Raw genomic sequence first — 22,564 nt, 5'->3', positions numbered from 1 at the left:
CATAGCTAGAATTCTACTTAAAACACCACTGCAGTAAGGTAGTTGAACCCTAGATGTAATCTATTCACAGTATGGTGTAGCCGTCTCTCTTCAGCCGTGTGAATAATATTCACATGTTGGCTACGTCGTCCACTGCATCTTCCCGTGCCGCGAACGGTTCACCATTAAATGTCGATGTACGGAGCCAGAGCGCATACGAAGACCACTGCTGCCCATAAATGCCGCTGTGATGAGATAGCTGAAATGGCGCCCACTAGTCGCTTCGCGACCTGGTGGGCGACTAGAGTACCCGATACGAGACCAAGTCCTCGGTTCAGCAAGAAAAGGGCGGCGTTGAGGGCGAAACGCAGGTTAGAGTGCCTTGCACCTAATTCTTAAGTTTACTCCGATATGGACGATGGCGCTACTCAGAACAGGTAGCCTAGGCCAGCGTGTAGCCCAGTCACTAGGACCCGCACCATCTGTAACGTGAAGGTGGAAGATATGCTGCGATCCCCATACTCCGCTGTACCGCGCTTTGAACATGCTGGCGGCCGTCGTGTCTCTGACGAGCGGCGCGGTAAGCATCACCACAATGATGGTAAGGATGGCAGCGAATAAGTACGGATCTGGCATAAAGCGTTTGACGTAGCGGACACATAGCCTGGTGAGGTGCGACATTAGGTCGTGTCGTGTGTACTGTCGGGCCTGTCTCCTCGTCAGGTTGACTACCCTGCCGTCTTTCTTGCGCTATGATGGAGTCTCTGGATGGGTGACATCTTGTCTTAGGGAGATCAACCAACCTACGACATTGGACAAACTGGTAGACGATCAACCACACAAGTGCGGCTGCAATGAGCAACCCGATCAGGATTGCCACGCGGACACGTTGTGATTGCCGGTGGAGCCAGTTACTGCAGCTGGATGAAGCACCAATCCGTCCACGCATAGGCGCGTGACTGAATCAGCTTAGAGTGTAGGAAAGCGAAGCGCCACCAACAGCACCGGTATATGCCTAATTCGGGAAGCAGTACGATCATCGGAATTGAGGCAACGAGCAGCACGTCACCAAGAACGGTGAGGATTGCTTGCACTAGCTTGGACCGATACAGCTCGCGGTAGGTGAGTACCCAAGCCTGCGCGCTTTCGGTGGTCGTGGTTGAGATGTTGTGGTCGTTAGGGTCCACAGATGCTCCTGCTTGGCGTCCATCTGAAGCCGATTTTGTGGTGGGTTTGGCACTGGCTCTGTTCGGCTGGATCTCGAAACTCGAATACACGAAACAAGTTTCAAGTCTGTCGCGTAACAGTTAGCGTCTCATTGGCGGGTTTTATAGTTGCGTCTATAGATTACGGTTACCGGGCAGGACTCCGTGGCTCCAAAAGGCCTGTTAGTGATCGAGGACTGTTTGGATGCCGATGGTAGTGTTGTGTTGGTCGCCTGACACCACGCTGATCTCTCTCATCGAACGCTGAACGTGGCAGATGTAGGTGACGCGACAGCGTATCGGGTACCTGGATTACGTCCGCGCTGATCGGACAGGCCATTGAATTAACTTGGGCCTAATGCGGTGCCCGACTGCAAACCATCGGTGTACATATCCAACAATTCACAGGTCACGACGATCGGGTTATCATCCTGTGCGCCGCAAAGCATCGACTACGTTGCCGGGTTCTACGTAGCGGTCAAGGCGGGCACCATAGTGGTGCCGTTGTTCACGCCAGAGCTGTCTGCGCCACGCTGAACAGTTCGATGCCGTGCTGCGCGATCGCGAGCTCGCCGCTGTACTTACGACCGCAGCAGCCAAAAGACGCGGTTGAAGATTTTTCTGATGAGCCTCCCACACCTACGGAGGCCGTAAATCACCGTAATCAATCAGATGTCAGACTTTACGGGGGAACGCTTCATCCCTGTCAAGCTAGACAGCAACGATATTTCCCACTTGCAAATACATCTCGGGCTCTACCCGATCCTCGGTACGAGTGGATATTACCCATCGAACGGTCTGTGCCGATCTGGTGCAGATGATCCTGTCGATCAACCTACTGACTCGGAATATCCACGTTATCAAGTGGTTATCACTCTACCAGCCAGAGTCCTATCGATGATCGGCTTTCTGCAGTATACAGTGGGCACTCCATGCTGTCACCATCGCCGATAGCCCGATGTTCGGTTTTCTGGCACGAGCTGTCGTGGTTATTGACGCCGACGGCAATATAAAGCGGCGCTGGCCACGCGCCGCACATAGCGCAGTTTTGCGAGCTTGACACAGCTGTCGTTAAACCATCGATAGTCTCGAATAGTGAAGTGTTTTCTGGATTACTCCTCGGCTTGTTCACCCACAGCGAGTGAGCGATAGGCTAGGAAACTCGTGGTTGGCAGGTTTATTACGGGCTGTAAATCGGGACGGATTCTCGTCCGGAGCTAAACCACCTTCTGCTTTTCCGCTACTACACCAAGGGTGTTAACCATCTCTAGGCGCGAAATGAGGATCAACCCTTTCAATTGCTGAAGTTCGTCTGTGCTCATTGGCGCATTCTCTGAGTGCTTGAGCAAGAAGGCACAGAGCTCCTGGCTACCCAGTCATGCGGTCCGGGACCATCATGTTGCGCAACATTTGTGGCCAGTGCGGGATTGGTCACGGCATCTCCTTTGCCATTCGAGTAGCAGAGCAAGCGTAAGAGACGCTTCGGGTCCAGGGATGAGCACATCGGTTGCTACTTCTTGACGGGTGCTTGCCGCCAATGGTTACCGGTGCAACAGTTGCCTATGATGTTGCTTTGAGCGGAGACGTATGAATACGCCGGAACCCCGCCACCGCTGTCGAGTAGGAGCACGGCACCGCCCAGACGATGAAACTTACCGGGCAAGGTTGAGGACGCTGATCATCCCCACCAAATTCTAGCGAGTCTTCCTGTGCAGAAGGCTGATACAGCATGTGACCGTAACCGGCTTCTTCGTCCTCGGGCTCTTCGCTGTCGTCGTAGTCGTCCTGACCTTGGGCGACTACGACGACACTAGCCATGATGTGGAGCTGGCGCTCGCTTGTGTGCTCTGGCCCATCGAGCTCAGTGGGGCAATGTCGGTGCCAAGCGCCGACGGTGCAGCGTTGGTGACTGCAGGGGCAGTCGTTCCTGTTGTCTCCCGGCAACTGGGGTGTCGACCAATTGGCTCATCATCGGTGTCGTGCGTGCCGGAACCTAACTCTTTCGCGCGCATCATATACGCGTCCGTGCTTGCGCCCGATCTATTCGACAAAATCATTCGAGACCGCATGGGTCGCCACGCCGAACGGCAAAGTATCTGTTGCGGTGTCGTCAACCTGCGAAATACGTGCGCGAGATAGTTATCAACACCATGTCGGTTTGCAAGAGTTCTTGTTGCGCAGAGCTATTGGAAGCCAACATCTATGTGGTATCGTTAGATGGGCGCTAGTGCATCCTGCATCGACACTTCTTCACTGCCCGCTGGTATTAGCGAATAACACCGAAGCACCAAGGTCCGGGTCTTGCCCAGCGATGTCGGCTAGTTATGAACTAACCTTTCTAGAGGCCGGATTATGGCCTATGGATTTCATTTATGTACTGCTCTTGCATACTTGCAAGCGTACGTAAAACGTGCGTGCGTTGTCACCTCAACGCACCCTGCACCGTGACGGGTTTACCACCGAGGACTTGAAGTTCAGCTTCGCTGAGCGATGGAGTCAACTCCAGTCGACCAGATTCTAGAAGTCTAACAGAAAACGCCGCAACCGATGAAGCACCTGAAAATGGATCCACGTTCTGTGGTCGATTGGAACATGTAGTCTTACATCCTGGCTGCGCTCTGAGCCGGGTCGCGCCACCGCGGCCCCTAGTGTACGTGAGGTCGACACATCGAACACAGCAGATGGATCGCACGCTGGCATGGCAACATGATGGGTCGTCAAGCTTCCCTGCCTCGTGATCGTCACGTGAGACTCATGTCCGTCCATTCTGATAGGCCACGAACCTGGTCGCTGTTGAGCAAAATGTGCGAAAGTCCGGTTGCGATTCGAGGGCGATTCCGGCTTATGGTGAAGCGGTGCAGTGCCGATCTGAGCTCACAGATGAACCAAAATCCGCTTGACAAACGCCTCGGAATGCTAAATGCCCAAGGACTTCCTCGATGACGTACTTATTTTCGACCATCTGAGCGGCGCCCCGGTGGTCCGTGTGTTTCGGCAATCGGACCACCGAAGCCCGCAAACGCGACCACTGGCAGGGTGATCTGCGCTTTTCAGCGATGTGGTTGAGTATAGGGGAGAGCTTTTGATAGTAGCCGAACGCCGCGTTTACGCTCGCCGGGGTTTTGAGAAACTGGCACGTACGGCGTCAAACTTGATTGGATTCGGGTTCCACCTTGGTGGACCATATCCGATAGGTGGTAGGTAGCACCGCGAAGTCATAGCTCGCGAATAGGTTTGGAGCTACCGGCCGCTGGTATGTCAACGAAAGTGCTGAACACTCCCTAACACTTCATTGGCGAGGGTTTGAGCGCTGCTGGGTGCGGAATGTCGATAACAAAGAGTTTTTTCACTCGATCTCGATCGAGCGTCATGGCGCCGTATCCGGCCGAGGCGCCCCAATCGTGTCCAATGATGGTGACATCGCGGGCGCCGAACGCTTCGATCAAGGCAAGCAGATCGCGCTAGGATATTTTGATTTGTCTCGCGATCAGGGATTTTTGTGGGATGGTGCCCGGCGCACAAACGGGCTGACCGCGCGGGTACCCTTGCGCGGCGATCCGTGGACGAAAATCGTCCCAGGAGTGCGGCCGTTCCGGAAAGCCATGCAGCATGCGCACAAGTTGCCCCCGAGCCTTCCTAGAAATTAGGCGAATCTGAGCCCGTTCGCGTCGACGAAATGTAAGGTGAGATCGATATGAATTTTCACATCAGTGTGCCGGAGGTGACCGATTCAACGCATCCGCACGCTGCGCACCGCCTGCACCCCGGGTTAGGCCGCCAACGCTTACTCGGCGGCGTCGACCATTGGCCGGGTTCATTTCGTCGACCAACCGACAGCACACGTCACGTGCTGCGGTGCTCAGCACGGTCAGGATGGCTACGATGATAACAATGCCGATTATGGGATCGGCCAGTGGAAACTCAAGCACGACAACGCTAGTGGAGAACAGCACCATCAGGGAAGTGAACACTTCGGTGCGGGTATGCCGACCGCCGGCAATCAACGCGGCTGAGCCGATGCGACGCTCGACCCCCCAATGCAGTGCAGTTCACTCATTTGTTGCCAATAAAATCCGATATATCTCTCCAGCGCGACCCAACCGATGTGTTCCATCTATTGAGGATGGTTTAGTCGAAGAACCGCTTCTTAGCCGCGGCAACGATTGCCGACAGTCCGATCAGTGTAACCACAAACAACCTAGCCAGGTTCTTAGCACAGCCGAACCCATAGTTAGGACGGCAATCTACCGCACCAAGCTATGTCGCGGGGTGGGGAATCTACAAGACGGATGTGGATTCACCCGTTGCTGACACGCATCCTATCTGGCGCAACGAGGGTTTTGTCGCGTATATAGTATTTCGTCGCTCTATTGACGCAACAGCGAAGAAGAAAGAGCAATTGACACGCACTCGTGATTCAGCCGTGGCAACGGGTGCCAATCCACCCCGCGGACCGTTTGTAAGTGGTGCGGCGAGACGAGCTGTTCTCTGTCGTGGAGACGATGGATGATAATGCCGAAATCAATTATACCTCAAGAACGATGCAGGCATCACTTGAATCTGTTTAGAAGGCAAAACTGTTACTTCAATCGTTTCGATCACAAGAACAGTATCGCCAGACACGAGCGCCTTAGAATCGCCTTGGCGCCTTTAGCAACAACGAAGCCAGCGATTCGACCGGAAATCTCGGACGCGAGCATAGCGAGCAGGTTGATATATAGAGTCTATCGGGGAGCCGGCTTGCTGCGCTCGATCGCCCGTAAGACAGTGTTGGCCCTCCGCTTGGGTATGCCTATGCTCGGGCGGGGCGAGGAGACGCTATCCGCGAACATCCCGACCTCGAAATCGCGCTAGGAGAAATAACCGAAACGCCGACCACGCCGCCCCACAAGTATTCTCGCAAATTGAGAGCGAATCACCGTAGCCTGAACTTCGTCGCAGCCTATCCGGATGCCCGTAGCATAACGGTTACCACCGAGATCAACAAAATGAACACAAGGTACCCACTATCGAGCCCCTGTCAGCCGAGCAACAGATCACGTGTCATGCGAACCGATGCTTCAAGATTGACACGAAACGTGCGGTTGATCTCGTCGTGCTTGGAACCCTCCAGGAGGCCCGACTTAGGAAAACCGGCATTGGGGACCAACACATCAATATCACCAACCTGCTCGAGCAACTCAAACACCGCGCCTTCCGAGATTAAGTCACAAACTACCTCCTCGTGGGCCACATCCGAGAGCGAGCCTGCGAGTTGATCCAAGTCCTCGGCCTTACACAAGCTGAAGACGAGTTTATCTTCGAGTAATGCTAGTCTTTCGTGATCGCCTGCCCAAAGCTTTCAGTTGCTCCGGTGATGAAGGGGTGTCCTGCCGTGAAAGTCTATTCGGAATATACACCTGCGCAGTGTGTCTGAGGTCCTTTGGCAACCGTCACACCAAATGGCCGCGACCGTCGCAATGATACCAATCACCGCACCATAAAGGCTGCCGTCACAGTGACTGACAAGGACCAGCGGGTCAGGGTCCGCTGGAACTCACCGCGCAGCTGTCCTCCATCCACGGACGTCTTGACAATCAACTTGTCAAGGTATCTTATCGTCGAACAACATGTTGATCGCTGTCGTTAGCTGCTCGAAATCCTCCTAGGGTCGTGAGTTTAGTCCGAGCGATGAGGGTGGTGATCTTGCTGTTGTCTCGGGGCGCGGCCGAAATGGTCAAGGACAATGCCGTCTCGCTATACTCTTCCAGTGCCAGAAGATATTCAATGCTTAACTTTCCTGAATCACGACTATTAGCTCAAAAATTGAGCCACACATTATTTAATATCTATGTAGATTACATTTTAATAGTCATTAAGTTATAGGCAAAATCCTACTCGGCGATGCTCGACTGACGTTGGGTCACTTAATTCCACTGGTTCTGTAATAGTGAAGGTAGGCGACTGCCGGTATGCCGATAAACGTAATCGCAATCAAAGAAATCGAAAAGTAATTAGGGCCTCCGCGCGTGAGAAAAATGGACCGGTAGTCAAACGATACCATCAGCCCGGCCGAGACCACAACTGCAGTGATCGGCAACACCTTGTCAGTAAACACATTTCGCTTCACATATACAGAATTCGTTGTCCGGGAACGTGCCAACGCGAAGAGCGCGATCGGTACGATTATGAATTGGATGAATCGAGCGATCACTGCCAGACCGGTGAGGTTCAGGCTGTCGAATCGAAGCGACAGTGGGAAGGCGAGCGTTAGAAACGCCGTGATTCCAAAGGCAACTATGGGAACGCCGAATCGATTCTTGCTCGACAGCCTTGTTGGCAGAATTCTACCGTCCGACAACGCGGTCCAGAGCCGGGGAGCACCGAACGATGCCGCTACGTTGATGCCAAACATAGATACTAAAGCTCCAACAACGATGATGGTGCGGAAAGTATTGTTTCCGACGGCCGCGGCCAATTTCACGGTGTGGTTAGTAGCGACAATTTTGTCCGATCCCAGCAGCATTGCGACGACTAAGGCGAGTATATAGATGACGCCGACAGTGAGGATTGTCAGTGGTATGGCTTTGGGAAGGGTGCGGTCCGGTGTGTTCATCTCTTCTGCGGCGTTAGCGATAGATTCGAAACCAGTGAATGCGTACAACGCGACGATCGTTGCGAGTGTCATACTCGCTGCGGTGCTCTTACCGATCTCGGTGACACCGAGCAACGAGTACGTTGTGGGTTGGTACGCTGATCGGGACGTCACGTAGTTGTTCACGTGCTGTGTTATGATTGTCCACAATCCTCCGGCGATGAAGACTGATAGCGCGAAAATCTTTCCCAGCGCTGAGATTCCGTTGGCCCACCGGATCACGAGGTTTCCAAATATGTTTATTGCTAATAAAACTGCGATAAAGACGAGGAACGTGAGTGTCTTCACGCTGATAAGTTCGTCGTTATCGGCCCAAATCTTTTCGGGGAAAGCCACTCTCAACAGTGTTGAGACAAACGAGGAAGCCAGAACCCCCCATGCGATAGAGGCGGTAATTGCATGGGTGACACCGACATAGATACCGATTCGGTGCCCAAATGCAGCTGTAGTGTAGGCATAGGAGGAACCGTTCGTCTTGACATACTTGGCCGCTGTCGCAAAGACGATTGCCAGTACGGCTGCGAAAATTCCTGCAAGAGTATATGCGATCGGGGCGAACGGTCCAGCAATCTTGATCACTTCACCGGGAGTCATGAAGATACCCGCTCCGATTATCGAGTTGATACCAAGCATAACAACACTCCAGAAACCAAGCTTGCTAATCGCACGTCCTCCTTGTCCGCGGATCGACCATCTCACAAGGGTGTAGCACTCAAACCTTGAATGTGCTCTAGATTCACTTGCTGAGAATCTCATGAGTGACGAGCAAGTTGAGGTAGCGCGACCACTCTGTCTTCTAGTATGCGGAGCCCAGCGACGGTTTGCCATAATCGGTAGTTGACCATGACTCGTCACAGCCGATTCTGCCTTATTGGCGGCGTTCGTGCAGAAGAGTGCTAACTGTGGTGGTATGCGTCGATCGTTGCGCAGCTCGGAACAATTGATGTCCACAATCTCAATGCAACTGACGTCAGCGCTTAGAAACACCGGGTCAAGGTGACAGAACCATAACGTATGTGGTTAGCTGGTTTCGTGGGCTGCGTCTTTAACAAATACGTTAGATACGTATAGAGCATGTCCGTGGGATAGGCTCCCGGTCCAGTATCGCCGCCACCCGAAACCGGCAACCGCAAGATTCAGCACCGGGAAAACGGTGTAGCCGGGGGGTGTTAAGCGGCCATTTAGTAGAGAGCTTGTCGGTACATCAAAGTATGGTTGTGCGCCGTCAACATGGTCTTTCCAGAAACGGACACCGACCTCATCCAACATGACATCGCCACGTATGCCAGCAGCTGTCCGCTGTTATGTTGCGGGTCTTTCACGCATTGCCGTTTGCTTTTGCGGGGACGATAGTGGCGGAGGGCCGGTTGCTGTTGCTCAAGTATGTCGACTTCGCCCTGATCCTGATTGCTCAGCCAGAAGGTGGACCAACTATCGGCAGTCAGGTATCAAGTTTGATCTGGGCTTTCTAGATGTGGCCGACGCCGCCCCGCCAGTGACTTTGAATCTTGTTGCTGTATTACTCGGGGTCTTCTTTCGCTGCACAGAGTACAAGGTTGGACTTACCGCGTAGGGGAACATATTTAGGCTATCATCACAGGACCGCACGACGTTCTCCGGTCTTTTCCAATATGTCGGGTTCTTAATTTGCGCGCGGGCTCGCGCAACGGTCTACTTCCACGGGTTGGGCGAAGGTAAATCCTGGTTTGATCGGACTGTGCGGCTGGCGGAGGGAGTTGACCTGCCCACGTCTCCTGTCGAGATGGGTGAGCCCAGGCCGCTGAGACAGGGATCGCATGCTGCCTAGGATGCCTGATCCCTGTCGTCAACATCATGCCGAGACGATTCATACCAGGCATAAGGAAAGGATGATGGTTGCCCAGGACGTACAGCATTGAAACGTGACAGCGCGAACGTCTTGATGGTGCCTCACAAGCAATTGACCGTCGCAACGTAGCAGTTCAAGGCTTCCACTGCAACCGACGATCACCATTCCACCCGTAATAGGCACTCTAGCGGTGGGACCGAATCATTTGTATGACCACGGGTGTGCCACTGGACACGCACCTCCGAACCGTTTAGTCGTCTTCTTAGCTTCAGGAGTCATTAGACGTTATTAAATTAAAATGTCGTAGCCATTCCACCCAGCCTGCTTAATACCCTTACTGCATAAGGTTACCGGGCAGATCTATCGCGCTTAGCTTAGTGATTCTTCTCTATTCCGTCTGAGGATGCATGTCACTATTTTAGTGGCACGTATGTCCGGAGTCTTGAGCTTCAAATTTTTTGAATTATCATTCTGGTGAATTTAGTGATTCGTAACTGTCCGATATCCGCTGCGCACAGATCGTCGTTCTCGGGCTGGACCGGTTCGCTGGGCAGGATCCCGATCTGTGGGTTCCTTGATTGGATACAGACTCAGATTCATACCCGGATTCTCCTTCGTTACCAGCCGCTACCGGATCAAAGCTACTATCGACGAGCCTGTGTACGTGCGCGCATAATGCAGGCAGCAATGCTATGACGCAAAATACATTATACACCGGGCACACTACCCACGTTTCCGATACAACTCGCTGGACGGCGTTGTATCGGGCAACCGAGTCGGCACGTCAGGATGGGTTGTTCAGTGATCCGCTCGCCACACGTCTTGCCGGCGAACAGAGACGTGCCATCGTCGCCCGAGTGCCACGGATGAGTCTCAGCGGTTTGGTGGCTCGTCGCATGTACCAAGATCATCGACGACGCCATTGTCGAAGTGATTGCCGGCTGCTGTGACTGAGTGCTTAACCTGTCCGCTGGTTTGGCTACCCGGCCGTATCTTTTGAATCTTTAGGCTGGCTTAACATGGTTGGAGGACGATCTACCGAAGTTGCTTACGGAGAAGAACCACTTGCTTGCCGAGCAGGAACCGCGATGCCAATGTGGTTGACCTGACCGACTCGCACTCCCGCGAAGCGTTCTTCAACGAAGCACTGGGCGGCGCTACGAAAGTGTTGGTGATGATCACCGAGGGTCTGGTTATGTACCTCGATGACCGTGACGTCATCCTTTTATCTGAGGTGATTACACGATCCGAAGTCACCTGGTGGGTGCTCGATTTAGCCGGCCCAGGCCTCAAAAAATGATGAATAAGAAGATGGCTGGCATGTTGCAGAATGCGCCGTTCAAGTTCGCACCCGAAAACGAATTATTATCTTTCGAAGATTTCGGCTGGCACGTCGTAGAGGCGGAATCACTATGTTACAGCTGCTCACAGGTTCCATCGATTACTAACGTTCATGCACCTGCTTGGCTTCCTCAACTGGATCCGCGTCATCCTGGTAGCAGGGCATGGAGTGCGGTTGCCCTCCACCTGTTGAGACGGGATAGCCCACCGTACGTGGATCGCTCATGGTCGAGGAAATCGCGGTCCGCCGGTGATTCGTGGGTGTGCAAACATGCAAGCCACGCCCGACAGGTTCGGGCATAGTCAGTCGCGTCGATCTTTCGTTACTTTCTTCACCTCAAACCATTTCTCGCACGCGGTAGGCAATTCAGGCGCTCTAGTGGTGGGTGGTTTTGAGGCGTTTAGGTGTGGTTGGTTGAGGTAAGTGGGCGGTGTATGTGGTTGCTGTCTTGGAGTTGCGCGATGGCGACCGGGGTCGGCTGGGGTGGTTGACGAGGGTGTTGTGGGTGCTGGTGGGGCAGGTGACACGGGCGTGGATTGTGTGGTTGGTGTCCGATGGAGTGGCTAGATACTGATATCGCGGTTCGGGTACGCCGGGGACGGGACGTGCTTCGGTGATCGATGAGGTCATGGTGCTCGTAGAGACGTTGGTCGGCGATGTTATGCGAATCGGCCGTTCAGCGTCGGAGCGGCCCGTCACCGGAGCAGTTGATGGCTGTGGGGGATTTCGTTTTCCTTGGCCGCGCGGATCTGGCATAAGTGGGGGCATCCAGTCGCATCGCGTGAAGACCTTCAAGTTCGTTACCGACCCCGACGTGGGAGACCAAACGGCGTGATGTGGTCGGGCTCGACCTGGATCCACGTGCGTCACGAAGTGCTGATGATTGGCATGGCAGTGAAGGTGAGAGATCTTCGCCGCCGGGCCTGTCGCAGCAGGAACGGTGAAGCGGGGGCACCTTGGCCTTGGGTGGCGTCGGGAAGGGGAGGAATCGTCCTAGGTCCTGCTTGGGTGTTGTGTGGCCAACACGATTTATCGGGTTGGGGTCATCGTCGGTCGATCGTGGCCGCAGGTTTGATGACCTGTTCAATCTCGTGTGTGACCCGGCGAACATTGTTGGTGGCGTTTGACTGGGTCACGGGCAACTATGGGGCGAATACTGCTGGTGTGGACGCCCGGACCGGAGCCCATGTTGAGGAAATCGTCGAGGTAGCGGGTTGTTGGACAATCTGCGGATCGAGTCGTTCAGGCTGCGTTGAAGCTGGTGTTGGAGCCTGTCGTCGAGGCCGCTTTCGAGCCGATCTCCCCTGGATTCCGCCCCCAAGCGGCGATCTCAGGGACACGATCGCCGAAATTCACCAATACAGCACTACAAGCTATCGGTGGGTGCTGTATGCAGACATTGAGGTGCGCTGTGACTCTATCTCACATTCTGCTCTGTTGGAGCGGATGCTATTGCCAGTCAAGGATAAACGCGTACTTGGTCCTGGTGAAGGCGTTTTCTAAGGCCGGTGTGCTCACCGAGTCTGGTGAGCACCAGAACACTCACACCGGAACGTCTCAGGGCAATATCTTGTCGCCGGTGCTGACCAACATCGCCTTGCCTGGGCTCGATGAGTATCGGATGCAGCCATGGAAACCGTGCGGCTCGATGTCCACTGCTTACCTGCCTAGTCGGCGCCGCGTCACAGGCCTGCTGAGTACAACGCAGTCGTCCCGCGTAGCGGACGACTGCGTTGTACTCAGCACATGGCGACCAGACACGCCAGAGGCCTGCAAAACGAAATAAACTCGATGCTTACGCCTCTAGGTCTGCAGCTGTCGACTGCAAAGACAAAGACCGCGCACTTCGGTAACTGGTATGGACTTTCGCGGCTTCCACACCGGGTGGACACCCAAGAAGGCAACGACCACGTGGGCATGTCTAGGACTTGTATCGCCGACCGGGCACGACGGTCGGTCAAAGCCAAGATCCGTGCCCTGGCAAACAGGAAATCACAGCGCAATCCGGGGGCCGTGCTGGCACAGATCAACCATCGGTGGTTTCGAGCACTGTATCGCCGGAGATGGAAAGACATTCGCCGGCAGTTCACCACCTCCGAAAAACGGTGAAAACCGATTGACGCAGAAGAGACCACCCTATTGAACCCGACCTCGATACCGGTCACCCGGTACCGCTACCAAATCACCACAATACCCAACCCTTGGACCAGTATTCCCACCGCCTAACGGTAGTGACCATGAAAAGCCCGGTGCGCAAAGACGCGCACACCAGGATCGGCGACCAGTCTGGGAAACGGACCGAAAGTAATACACCCACACCGCGCCCCAGGCCTACTCAACCCGCGGCCGCGATTATGCTCTAGCGTCGACAATGAAGCCCCAGACCCAAGCAGCTGGATCACACCCAAACCGATTCTGCCACTACCTTCAAACTCGCCACCAAAACACACCCACACATACAGGCATGCCCCAATCTGCGACAACTACGCCAACCCACAAACCCCCAGCAGCCGATCCTGGCTACAGGATAACCAGCAAGCCACACTGCACTTCACACCGACAAGCTGCTCATAGCTGACACATAACCAAAATCTTCTTCACCACCATCACCCGCCACAACACGTTCACCGATATCAACAACCTCGAAACCGCGATCCCCACCTACAACGAACACACCACACCGTTCACCTGAACCCAGACCGCAGACACCCCCTCAACAAAATCAAACGTTAAAACAATCACCAACACACAACACTAGAACTCCTGTAGTTGAGTCTAATTACCCAGGTGTTCCCGGATCTGAACGGTGTTACGGCCGCAGCTATAGACGCGTTGTTGCAGAAGGCGGGAGCTTACCTGAGGATATACGCCGAACAGTATCAGCAGACTCTGGCTCGATGCATGGCGATTCTTAACCAGTTTTCAGAGGTCTTGGCGATAAACTCCACTGCATATTAAATTGCCTCGGGAAGCCCACGCTGAAACCTTTAGTCTGATCTCACTTAAGGCGATACCTGCACCGCAGACTTCGATACCAGCAGCAGTCGTTACCGGTCGGTAAGGAATAACGAACAAAGAGATGTTTTCGCATTCGAGGCGTTATCGTCGGAGACGACCTGTATACTGGCATGGGGCCTAACAAACTGTTTGCCGTCGACCGAAAAAGGGAAGTAGTTGTTTAACTAGATGGCTCGCACCCCTAAAGTTGTTCAGGAATTGCTCACGAAGCTGAATGCGGGGTGGTCAGGTCAGTCAGCGGACCGGCTGGTCGAGGTGTTTGTGCTTCTATCAGGAATGGTTGTATACGTTCGTCCACGAAAGCTTTCGGACCGCTAAACAAGCCTTCCGCCTGGTGGGCGGCCTGCTTTTTAGCGTGTAAAACTGTGGTGTCTCCAGAGGTGATCGCCTAGTAACCGCGCCAGATTGCAGGGGCTGGTCCAGTCCGACCTGTTCGGAGAGAACGCTTTGGCGATCGTAGCCCGCGAGGCGCAATATACGCAGTTCTGGGCCTGGAATGCTAAGGCAATGGGCACCTATGCAATTGACGTGTTGAATATGTTGTCGAAGGTGACTTCGTGGCCTAAGTCGCCGGAAATCACTATAAGACCGGGTTGGTTCAGGGGTTTGCCGCAGTCTAGCCGGCCAGCCAGGTGATGCCAGTTCGGCTCGTTCATAGACGTGATTTACGCAAACGGAGCAGTTGAGCGCTTACGACTAGTTAAAGTGTTCCTAACTCTTAAGGAGTTCGGGCCCAAGCTGGGCCAGCGATATGCCCAGCTTTTTTCTCGTTAGTGCCCTGATCACAGAGTTGCGCTACGACGTGGAGTGGGCCATGGCCACTCGTTGGCTTTGGGAACACCGCACGGCTACGAGATTGGCTACGACACCCTTTACCGTCAATGGTCGTAGTCTTGGCCATGGCGATCTGATCCGTGTATCAATCAGGACAGCGGGTTCTGATGCACGTGCTCAATGGCAGCGCCACCGAAAACTGCAGTCTTGCCCTGTCTAGGCACACCTTTTACCGTTGCCGTGATAATGACTCGATGGCAACCTGGTGACTAAACCCGTTACGGTGCAAGCGTTGTGGCTGGTCGCTACCGAACGCATCTCCTGCGATCGTGGAAAGGAAATGAGTAATTCCGGTAACTGGATCTTGGGTACCTTTCCGACGAGGATCATCAAGCAGGCATGGGTATTGTCGTCGAATATACTAGTCGTTGCGGCGCCCACGCCCCCAGCCGTTGTCACCACCACCGGACCGTATCGTCCCGCCGATCGATTACGTTATTGACATGCTCATCGAGAAAAGCACCGTCGACAGCAATGAGTTCAACATCTGGACCATCAAAGGCACTCCGTTCGCAATGGATGCTACATCAGTCAGCGCCTGACATTGTGGCTGGCCGACGCTATCGCTTGCGGTTCCGCAACGTTAGTGACCATTTTCGCCCAAGCATTTGCACTATAATTGATTTGATAGCATACTGCTACAGGAACCTCCACTGAGAGCGTCCGCAAGGATGTAGCGATGCTGGCGGCTATCAGACCATGAATGTCGATTTCCTGGCCGTTTAACCCGGGCTGTTAGTATTGCACTATGGCGAGTAACCGGTAATCAAGTTCCGCGCGAATGTCTCTGCGGTTGTAGCGCCACTGCACTTAGGTCACGGTGATGGCCTAGGTGTCGGAAGTGCGCTCAGGTACGAGTGTTCTAAGGAGATTCAACGTTGATGGATGAGAGGTGGACGCTTCGGCTGCTATAATCAGCTTGTCGTCGTGCTTCACGAGGGTAACGGCGATGTTACTCTTGGCCAGTAGCAGTGCTAACAGTGCCCTCGAGCTTGCGTCTACGACAACCGCGTATTGGGTTTATCACAAACCCGCTAATGGTTTTGGGTCATCCAACGTGAGTCAAAGCCACTACACTGCACACGAATTCGACATGTACAACCCCTGCCCAGGGAATTGCTTTCTCAATGTGGTGATAGCATTTCGGGCATGTATCCCACTACCTCCGAAGACGCTAGAATATACTTGAGAGCTAAGTATCGCGCATGGTGGTTATAATGTCATTGGTGTCAAACTGGTAAGGAGAACAAGCAGTCATGCTGGTGGTTCCGTCGACAACGCGGATACTTGAGTTGATTCCACAGCCTTAACTGACCCAGTGTCTTTTCGGTAGCCGGTAGATCGGTGAGTTAATCGGCATGCGAGAACGCGCACGATACTGGTATCGATGCCGTGGTGGTGTAGCCAGGTGAGAACTGTCACGGTGGTTGATACCGTAATTACACCGGTGCACTCTGAAGCGGTGCGGCAGCCGCGCAGGTTGGCATCAAGACTCCGAAGGTCTTATGGTTACCGATGCAGCAAGCCATGAATCGCCTGTGGCATTCTCCCTATGAAAATCATAGGGAGATAAAGAAATTCGGCGACTTAGCAGTCAAGGTGTTGTCGCAGCTCTACATCGTGATACACACACGTGCCGTGTGGTCGAAAAGGCTAATACGTTGTCGCCTAATGCCAGTATAGTTTTCATTCTATTGCTGTGGTTGGCCGGTAGGAACGATTAGCCCCATGTGCGGCTTGCTCTGTTGTTCGTGAATTGGACCTGCATGGACATCGGCTGCCATGGCCGAACTTTTCGGGCATCTTGCGGAGTCGATCTGAAGTGGCTCTCTGAGAGTGTACCCGGGGCACCGCCCTCGTGCCCAGGTAGATCGATAACGGGCACAAATTTGCTCAGGGGCCGGCCGGTTGGTGACCAGGTGGCGAGGTTCGGCAACCGGTGTTAGCGGCAGGTGACTTCGATTTCGAAAGACTTATGGATCTGCTGGCCGGTATTGTCTACACCGCTGGCTGTACCGGTGATTTGGTATGTGTTGCCGTTTTTGGTGGCATTGGCGTTCTCGCTGGGGACGCCCTCGGTGAAGGCTATGACCACACCGTCTATGGTGCCGAGGCCGGCGTTATGGACCACCGATGCGTCCGGCTCCAAGCCAACGATGACTCCGGTGATCATGTCACCGATCGCGATCGAGAACTTGCCGTTTGTAGTTGAGCACACGACCGGGCCACTGACTTTTTGTGGCTGGCCGCCGATGGTGACCTTCGTTTCTCCGGCTGCTGCGTCGGGAATGCTGCTCGCTACGGTTGTGGGGCTGGAGTTTGTGGTTTTGCTCACCGAAGGGGTGGGAGCCTGCGTGCCCCCGCTGCAGCCCGCCGCGCCGGCCATGATCGTGACGGCGTAGATGGCGGCCAATAACTTATGCCTCACCAAAATTCTCCTTATGTCGGTAGTAACTTGTGATGGCCGCGTTGCTATTTGCTGCCGAGGTTGGCGATAAAATTCTGCGTTTCATCCCAGGTCGGCAGTAGTCCAGACGCGCGTATGTCATCAAGATTGGGGGCTGTGGCATCACGCTTGGACAAGTGCGTGTCAACACCGTCGACCACCGGCCAGTCGATTGCCAGGTCCGGATCCGTGGCGCAGATGGCGTGTTCGCGCGCAGGGTTGTATTCAGCAGAGCATAGGTACATAACTGTAGAATTATCTTGCAGTGCAAGGAATCCGTGTGCGAGACTCTCGGAGATATAAATGGTCTTCCGGTTGGAGTCGTTGAGCGTAATTGAGGTCCAACAGCCGAATGTTGGTGATCCTAAACGGATATCGACTACGACATCGAACACCGAACCGGTCACGCAGGTAACATATTTGGCCTGGCTCGGTGGCACTTGAGCGAAATGCAGGCCCCGCAACACACCGGCCGAGGACACCGAGCAGTTGGCTTGCCGGACGTCTAAGCGGTGACCGGTGAATGCGCTGAACCTACTGGCTGTGAGCCATTCGAAAAACATTCCGCGGGAATCGCTATGAATAGTAGGGGTGATCTCCCAGGCGCCCGAGATATCCAGTTCTTTGACGTTCATTTCACCGACCTCGTTCTTCGTAGCGCGCTTCCACGGCGTCCTTCAACGGTCTCCACCACGATTCGTTGTTCCGATACCAGTCAATGGTGGCGCGCAATCCCTCGTCGAAGTTGGCGTGCTTTGGAGCCCAGCATAATTCGTTGTACAGCGGTGTTGGGTCGATCGCGTACCGTAAGTCGTGGCCGACGCGGTCGGTGACATGGTCGAAATCGTTGGGGTCTCGGCCCATCATCTGTAGCAGTGTGCGCAACACGGTCAGGTTGTTATGCCCGTTTTCGGCTCCGATGAGGTAAGTGCGGCCTATCTGGCCTTTCTCGAGGATTTGCCAGACGGCGCTGTTGTGGTCGTCGACGTGGATCCAGTCGCGGACGTTGACGCCGGTGCCGTATAACTTGGGCCGGCGGCCGGTGAGCACATTGGTGATTTGGCGCGGAATGAACTTTTCGACGTGCTGGTATGGTCCGTAGTTGTTGGAGCAGTTGGAAATCGTCGCACGCACGCCGTAGGAGCGCACCCAAGCCCGGACCAACATGTCGCCGGCGGCTTTGGTTGCCGAGTACGGACTCGACGGGTTGTAGGGCGTTGACTCAGTAAACCTTGTTGGTTCGTCGAGCTCTAGGTCGCCATAGACTTCGTCGGTCGAGATGTGGTGCAGCCGCACACTGTGGTGTCGCACTGCCTCCAGGATGGTGAACGTCCCGATGACGTTGGTGCGTAGGAACGGTTCTGGGTCGTCGAGCGCGTTGTCCACATGGGTTTCGGCGGCGAAATGCACAACCACGTCGGACTCGGCGACCAGTCGGAAAACCAGCTTGGTGTCGGTGATATTGCCTTGCACCAGCCTGACAGCATGGTCGACATCGGCCAGCGACTCGTGTCTGCCTGCGTAAGTCATGGCGTCTAGCACCGTCACCGTATCGTCGGGATGGTCGCGCACCGCGTTATGCACAAAATTGGCTCCGATAAAGCCCGCTCCGCCGGTGACCAATAACCGCATGGTCAAACCCTAGCGGAACGTTAACCAGGTAAGGGCCTGGTCACAGGTGAATCAGTCAGAGCGGCCCTGTCAGTTCGGCCAGTGCTGAAGCCAGGTGATCCTCCTTTTAGGTGAGGACTTAAACAGGGACGTGGTCGGCGCTGGTCTCGAAGTGCTGGCGCCGATGCACTGCGATCGCGTACGGAGTGTCATAGGCGACCACGGCGTAGACTAGTATTGTTGGCTTTAACACTGGCACGAGCACGGGTATCTAGAGTCGGTCATGGTGGACACCACCCGACGGCATGCTGCCCTTACTCCGGTCCTATTCCACCCGGTGCCGTGCATTTAGCGACAATTTTGGTGAAGCCGAATGACGGGGTATTGTAGGGCAAACGGTGCTTCATCGCGACGACTTTTTGCGTGTTCAGTTCTGGAATTTCCAGTTATCGGCTCACGTTATAAGTTTTGGAGTGAATGTTGCGCCGATCAGGGTATCCAGACTGGGACGAGCGGGAAGAGTAAGGACAGCCAGTAGGTAATGGCCAAAAAGGATGGTGCTATCGAGGTCGAAGGTCGTGTGGTCGAACCTCTGCCCAATGCGATGTTTCGCATTGAGCTGGAGAACGGTCACAAGGTCCTCGCCCACATCAGCGGTAAAATGCGGCAGCATTACATCCGCATACTGCCTGAGGACCGGGTGGTGGTGGAGTTGTCACCCTATGATTTGTCCCGGGGACGCATTGTGTACCGATACAAGTAAAAAAACATCCAGACCGGAGAAGAGGTATTAGAGACTGCCGTGAAGGTGAACCCGAGTGTAAAGCCCATGTGCGACAAGTGCAGGGTTATCCGTCGGCATAGGCGGGTCATGGTGATTTGCGTGGATCCGCGGCACAAGCAGCGACAAGGGTAGTTTTTAGCGCAAACAACTGAAAGCAGACCTCCCAGTCCTACTGTGCGGCTGGCATCGATCAGATGGTCCGCTCAGCTACGCCCGGACGGAGGCCGGGCCTCGTACCCAAATCTTTTTTGGGCGCAGGGAACGGGCTGGGGACAAACCTTCGTTTGAGATAAAAGGAACTACCACCTATGGCTCGACTAGTCGGCGTCGACCTGCCGCGCGACAAGCGGATGGAGGTCGCCCTGACCTACATCTATGGTATTGGACGCACCCGTGCCAACGAAATTTTAGAGGCCACCGGCATTGAACGGGACCTACGGACCAGGGATCTCACCGATGACCAGCTGACCCACCTGCGCGACTACATCGAAGCTAATCTCAAGGTGGAAGGTGACTTGCGTCGCGAGGTGCAGGCCGATATCCGCCGCAAGATGGAGATCGGCTGTTACCAAGGTTTGCGACACCGCCGCGGCCTGCCGGTGCGTGGCCAGCGGACCAAAACCAACGCGCGGACCCGCAAAGGCCCCAAGCGCACCATTGCAGGCAAGAAGAAGGCCAGGTAACCCATGCCGCCGAAGAAGGCAAACGCAGCGGGTCCCAAGAAGGGACAGAAGACCCGTAAGCGGGAAAAGAAGAATATCCCATACGGTGCTGCGCATATTAAGAGCACCTTCAACAATACGATCGTGACCATTACTGACCAGCAGGGTAACGTCATTGCCTGGGCGTCATCGGGCCACGTTGGCTTCAAAGGATCGCGGAAATCGACTCCGTTCGCCGCGCAGTTGGCTGCTGAGAACGCCGCACGCAAGGCTCAGGAGCACGGGGTGCGCAAGGTCGACGTATTCGTGATGGGCCCGGGCTCGGGCCGGGAGACTGCGATCCGGTCGCTGCAGGCTGCTGGCCTAGAGGTCGGCGCGATCTCTGACGTCACCCCCCAGCCGCACAATGGCTGCCGTCCACCCAAGCGCAGAAGAGTCTAGTATTAGTTTATTTAGGGGGGCTAGGAGATAATCATGGCTCGTTACACTGGACCCATCACCCGCAAATCGCGCCGGCTGCGTATCGACCTCGTCGGCGGCGATCAGGCGTTCGAGAAGCGTCCTTACCCGCCCGGCCAGCACGGCCGCGCGCGGATCAAGGAAAGTGAATATCTGCTGCAGCTGCAGGAGAAGCAGAAGGCCCGCTTCACCTACGGCGTAATGGAAAAGCAGTTCCGCCGTTACTACGAAGAGGCTGTGCGGCAACCTGGTAAGACGGGTGAGGAATTGCTGAAGATCCTGGAAAGTCGGCTCGATAACGTGATCTACCGTGCCGGACTGGCGCGCACCCGCCGGATGGCCCGTCAGCTTGTCAGCCACGGGCACTTCAGCGTCAACGGCGTGCATGTCAATGTCCCCAGCTACCGGGTGTCGCAGTACGACATTATCGATATTCGGGACAAGTCGCTAGATACGGTGCCGTTCCAAATCGCGCGGGAGACAGTGGGTGACCGACCGATCCCGAGCTGGTTGCAGGTCGTTGGTGAGCATCAACGCATCCTGATCCACCAATTGCCCGAGCGTGTGCAGATTGAAGTGCCGCTCATCGAGCAGCTGATCGTCGAGTACTACTCGAAGTAGAGTGCAGACTCCCGCCGCTGCATCCGCACCGGCGGGAAACCTAACGGCATCAAATAGTGGGTGCCGAGAAGGAGAAAGAACCTGATGCTGATTTCACAACGCCCCACCTTGTCCGAGGACATCCTTACCGACAACCGGTCCCAGTTCGTCATCGAACCGTTGGAGCCGGGATTCGGTTATACCCTGGGCAACTCGCTGCGGCGCACGCTGCTGTCGTCGATTCCCGGAGCGGCCGTTACCAGCATTCGTATCGACGGCGTCTTGCACGAGTTCACCACGGTGCCTGGGGTTAAGGAGGATGTCACTGAGATCATCCTGAACCTCAAGGGTCTGGTGGTGTCCTCGGAGGAGGACGAACCGGTCACGATGTACCTGCGCAAGCAGGGTCCTGGTGAGGTCACTGCCGGTGATATCGTGCCGCCGGCCGGCGTCACCCTGCACAATCCTGGTATGCGCATCGCGACGCTAAACGACAAAGGTAAGATCGAAGCGGAGCTCGTTGTCGAGCGTGGCCGCGGTTACGTGCCGGCGGTGCAAAATCGGGCTTTGGGTGCCGAAATCGGACGCATCCCAGTCGATTCCATCTACTCACCGGTGCTGAAGGTAACATACAAGGTGGATGCCACTCGGGTGGAGCAGCGGACCGACTTCGACAAGCTGATCCTCGACGTGGAGACCAAGAGTTCGATCACCCCTCGCGACGCACTAGCGTCAGCGGGTAAGACGCTGGTCGAGTTGTTCGGTCTGGCACGCGAGCTCAATGTCGAGGCCGAAGGAATTGAGATCGGGCCGTCTCCGGCCGAGGCCGACCACATCGCGTCGTTCGCGCTGCCGATCGACGACCTGGATCTAACCGTGCGGTCCTACAACTGCCTCAAGCGCGAGGGTGTGCACACCGTTGGCGAGCTGGTGTCGCGTACCGAGTCCGACCTGCTCGACATCCGCAACTTTGGGCAGAAGTCCATCGACGAGGTGAAGGTCAAACTGCACCAACTGGGTCTGTCGCTCAAGGACAGCCCGGACAGTTTCGACCCGTCCGAGGTCGCCGGATACGACGTCACCACCGGCACGTGGTCCACCGACGGCGCCTACGACAGCCAGGACTACGCCGAAACCGAACAGCTCTAACAGAACAGACAGG

At 55.1% G+C, this 22,564-nt stretch carries 20 protein-coding genes and 5 pseudogenes; 16 read left to right on the top strand and 9 right to left on the bottom strand.

What is annotated here, in order from left to right:
- Window positions 1-351: 351 nt before the first annotated feature.
- Window positions 352-660, bottom strand: a complete 309-nt coding sequence (locus ML_RS10155; RefSeq protein ID WP_010908655.1) for a TIGR00366 family protein — start codon at window positions 658-660, stop codon at window positions 352-354.
- A gap of 230 nt (window positions 661-890) precedes the next feature.
- Window positions 891-1,166, bottom strand: a complete 276-nt coding sequence (locus ML_RS10150; RefSeq protein WP_049769840.1) for a hypothetical protein — start codon at window positions 1,164-1,166, stop codon at window positions 891-893.
- Between the two features lie 381 nt (window positions 1,167-1,547).
- On the opposite strand from ML_RS10150, the gene ML_RS10145 reads away from it, so the two are divergent.
- The 3 genes from ML_RS10145 (at window position 1,548) to ML_RS10135 (ending at window position 4,831) form a co-directional block, all read left to right on the top strand.
- Window positions 1,548-1,721 carry a hypothetical protein gene (locus ML_RS10145; RefSeq protein WP_156511826.1) on the top strand — a complete coding sequence of 58 codons (174 nt, stop codon included), beginning with the start codon at window positions 1,548-1,550 and terminating at the stop codon, window positions 1,719-1,721.
- A 1,194-nt stretch (window positions 1,722-2,915) separates the two neighbouring features.
- Complete coding sequence (locus ML_RS10140; protein WP_010908654.1) at window positions 2,916-3,323, top strand: hypothetical protein; 408 nt, start codon at window positions 2,916-2,918, stop codon at window positions 3,321-3,323.
- Window positions 3,324-4,501: 1,178 nt separating this feature from the next.
- Window positions 4,502-4,831 carry a hypothetical protein gene (locus ML_RS10135; RefSeq protein WP_041323092.1) on the top strand — a complete coding sequence of 110 codons (330 nt, stop codon included), beginning with the start codon at window positions 4,502-4,504 and terminating at the stop codon, window positions 4,829-4,831.
- Window positions 4,832-4,891: 60 nt separating this feature from the next.
- On the opposite strand, the gene ML_RS10130 is transcribed toward ML_RS10135, so the two are convergent.
- The 4 genes and pseudogenes from ML_RS10130 to ML_RS18080 all read right to left on the bottom strand — a co-directional run.
- A complete protein-coding gene (locus ML_RS10130; protein WP_081439364.1) occupies window positions 4,892-5,227 on the bottom strand; it encodes a cation transporter in 336 nt (111 codons plus the stop codon).
- Between the two features lie 977 nt (window positions 5,228-6,204).
- Complete coding sequence (locus ML_RS10120; RefSeq protein ID WP_081439363.1) at window positions 6,205-6,465, bottom strand: SDR family NAD(P)-dependent oxidoreductase; 261 nt, start codon at window positions 6,463-6,465, stop codon at window positions 6,205-6,207.
- Window positions 6,466-7,086: 621 nt separating this feature from the next.
- A pseudogene (locus tag ML_RS10115) lies at window positions 7,087-8,512 on the bottom strand (APC family permease).
- Window positions 8,513-8,876: 364 nt separating this feature from the next.
- Window positions 8,877-9,677: pseudogene (locus ML_RS18080) on the bottom strand (1,3-beta-glucanase); the annotation flags it as partial.
- Window positions 9,678-10,338: 661 nt separating this feature from the next.
- Between ML_RS18080 and ML_RS14385 the strand changes: the two are divergent.
- From ML_RS14385 to ML_RS10075, 7 genes and pseudogenes are all read left to right on the top strand, one after another.
- Window positions 10,339-11,170: pseudogene (locus ML_RS14385) on the top strand (class I SAM-dependent methyltransferase); the annotation flags it as partial.
- A 248-nt stretch (window positions 11,171-11,418) separates the two neighbouring features.
- Window positions 11,419-11,562 (top strand): hypothetical protein, encoded by a 144-nt coding sequence (locus ML_RS10100; protein WP_156511828.1) that lies wholly within the window; start codon window positions 11,419-11,421, stop codon window positions 11,560-11,562.
- Window positions 11,563-12,216: 654 nt separating this feature from the next.
- Window positions 12,217-12,467, top strand: a pseudogene (locus ML_RS16435) (RNA-dependent RNA polymerase family protein); the annotation flags it as partial.
- A 7-nt stretch (window positions 12,468-12,474) separates the two neighbouring features.
- Window positions 12,475-12,774: an RNA-dependent RNA polymerase family protein gene (locus tag ML_RS16430; protein WP_049769633.1), complete on the top strand. Its 300-nt coding sequence runs from the start codon at window positions 12,475-12,477 to the stop codon at window positions 12,772-12,774.
- Window positions 12,775-13,757: 983 nt separating this feature from the next.
- Window positions 13,758-13,946: a PE domain-containing protein gene (locus ML_RS10085; RefSeq protein WP_041323088.1), complete on the top strand. Its 189-nt coding sequence runs from the start codon at window positions 13,758-13,760 to the stop codon at window positions 13,944-13,946.
- 462 nt (window positions 13,947-14,408) lie between these two features.
- Window positions 14,409-14,642, top strand: a pseudogene (locus ML_RS19360) (PPE domain-containing protein); the annotation flags it as partial.
- A gap of 403 nt (window positions 14,643-15,045) precedes the next feature.
- Window positions 15,046-15,282 carry a hypothetical protein gene (locus ML_RS10075; RefSeq protein WP_041323082.1) on the top strand — a complete coding sequence of 79 codons (237 nt, stop codon included), beginning with the start codon at window positions 15,046-15,048 and terminating at the stop codon, window positions 15,280-15,282.
- 1,500 nt (window positions 15,283-16,782) lie between these two features.
- Here the strand turns inward: ML_RS10075 and ML_RS10070 are convergent.
- The 3 genes from ML_RS10070 to rfbB are packed head-to-tail and all read right to left on the bottom strand — an operon-like array spanning window position 16,783 to window position 18,918.
- Window positions 16,783-17,268 (bottom strand): lipoprotein LpqH, encoded by a 486-nt coding sequence (locus ML_RS10070; RefSeq protein WP_010908650.1) that lies wholly within the window; start codon window positions 17,266-17,268, stop codon window positions 16,783-16,785.
- A gap of 44 nt (window positions 17,269-17,312) precedes the next feature.
- The gene (rfbC, locus tag ML_RS10065; protein ID WP_010908649.1) at window positions 17,313-17,921 is read right to left on the bottom strand and encodes a dTDP-4-dehydrorhamnose 3,5-epimerase; all 609 of its coding nucleotides are present in this window, start codon (window positions 17,919-17,921) and stop codon (window positions 17,313-17,315) included.
- A 1-nt stretch (window position 17,922) separates the two neighbouring features.
- Window positions 17,923-18,918, bottom strand: a complete 996-nt coding sequence (gene rfbB / locus ML_RS10060) for a dTDP-glucose 4,6-dehydratase (RefSeq protein WP_041323079.1) — start codon at window positions 18,916-18,918, stop codon at window positions 17,923-17,925.
- Window positions 18,919-19,438: 520 nt separating this feature from the next.
- Between rfbB and infA the strand changes: the two genes are divergently transcribed.
- From infA to ML_RS10030, 6 genes are all read left to right on the top strand, one after another.
- Window positions 19,439-19,660, top strand: a complete 222-nt coding sequence (gene infA, locus ML_RS10055; protein ID WP_003418601.1) for a translation initiation factor IF-1 — start codon at window positions 19,439-19,441, stop codon at window positions 19,658-19,660.
- A 39-nt stretch (window positions 19,661-19,699) separates the two neighbouring features.
- Window positions 19,700-19,813, top strand: coding sequence for a 50S ribosomal protein L36 (gene rpmJ, locus ML_RS10050; protein WP_010908647.1), 114 nt, complete (start codon window positions 19,700-19,702; stop codon window positions 19,811-19,813).
- Window positions 19,814-19,989: 176 nt separating this feature from the next.
- Window positions 19,990-20,364, top strand: a complete 375-nt coding sequence (gene rpsM / locus ML_RS10045) for a 30S ribosomal protein S13 (protein WP_010908646.1) — start codon at window positions 19,990-19,992, stop codon at window positions 20,362-20,364.
- A gap of 3 nt (window positions 20,365-20,367) precedes the next feature.
- Entirely contained in the window at window positions 20,368-20,784 is a 417-nt protein-coding gene (gene rpsK / locus ML_RS10040; RefSeq protein ID WP_010908645.1) for a 30S ribosomal protein S11, read from the top strand.
- 33 nt (window positions 20,785-20,817) lie between these two features.
- Window positions 20,818-21,423: a 30S ribosomal protein S4 gene (gene rpsD, locus ML_RS10035; protein ID WP_010908644.1), complete on the top strand. Its 606-nt coding sequence runs from the start codon at window positions 20,818-20,820 to the stop codon at window positions 21,421-21,423.
- An 84-nt stretch (window positions 21,424-21,507) separates the two neighbouring features.
- A complete protein-coding gene (locus ML_RS10030; protein WP_010908643.1) occupies window positions 21,508-22,551 on the top strand; it encodes a DNA-directed RNA polymerase subunit alpha in 1,044 nt (347 codons plus the stop codon).
- Window positions 22,552-22,564 lie beyond the last annotated feature (13 nt).

It is taken from the genome of Mycobacterium leprae TN (assembly GCF_000195855.1).
Taxonomy (GTDB): Bacteria; Actinomycetota; Actinomycetes; order Mycobacteriales; family Mycobacteriaceae; genus Mycobacterium; species Mycobacterium leprae.
The sequence above is the reverse complement of the archived record's forward strand: the minus strand, read 5'-3'. Positions and strand labels throughout refer to the sequence as shown.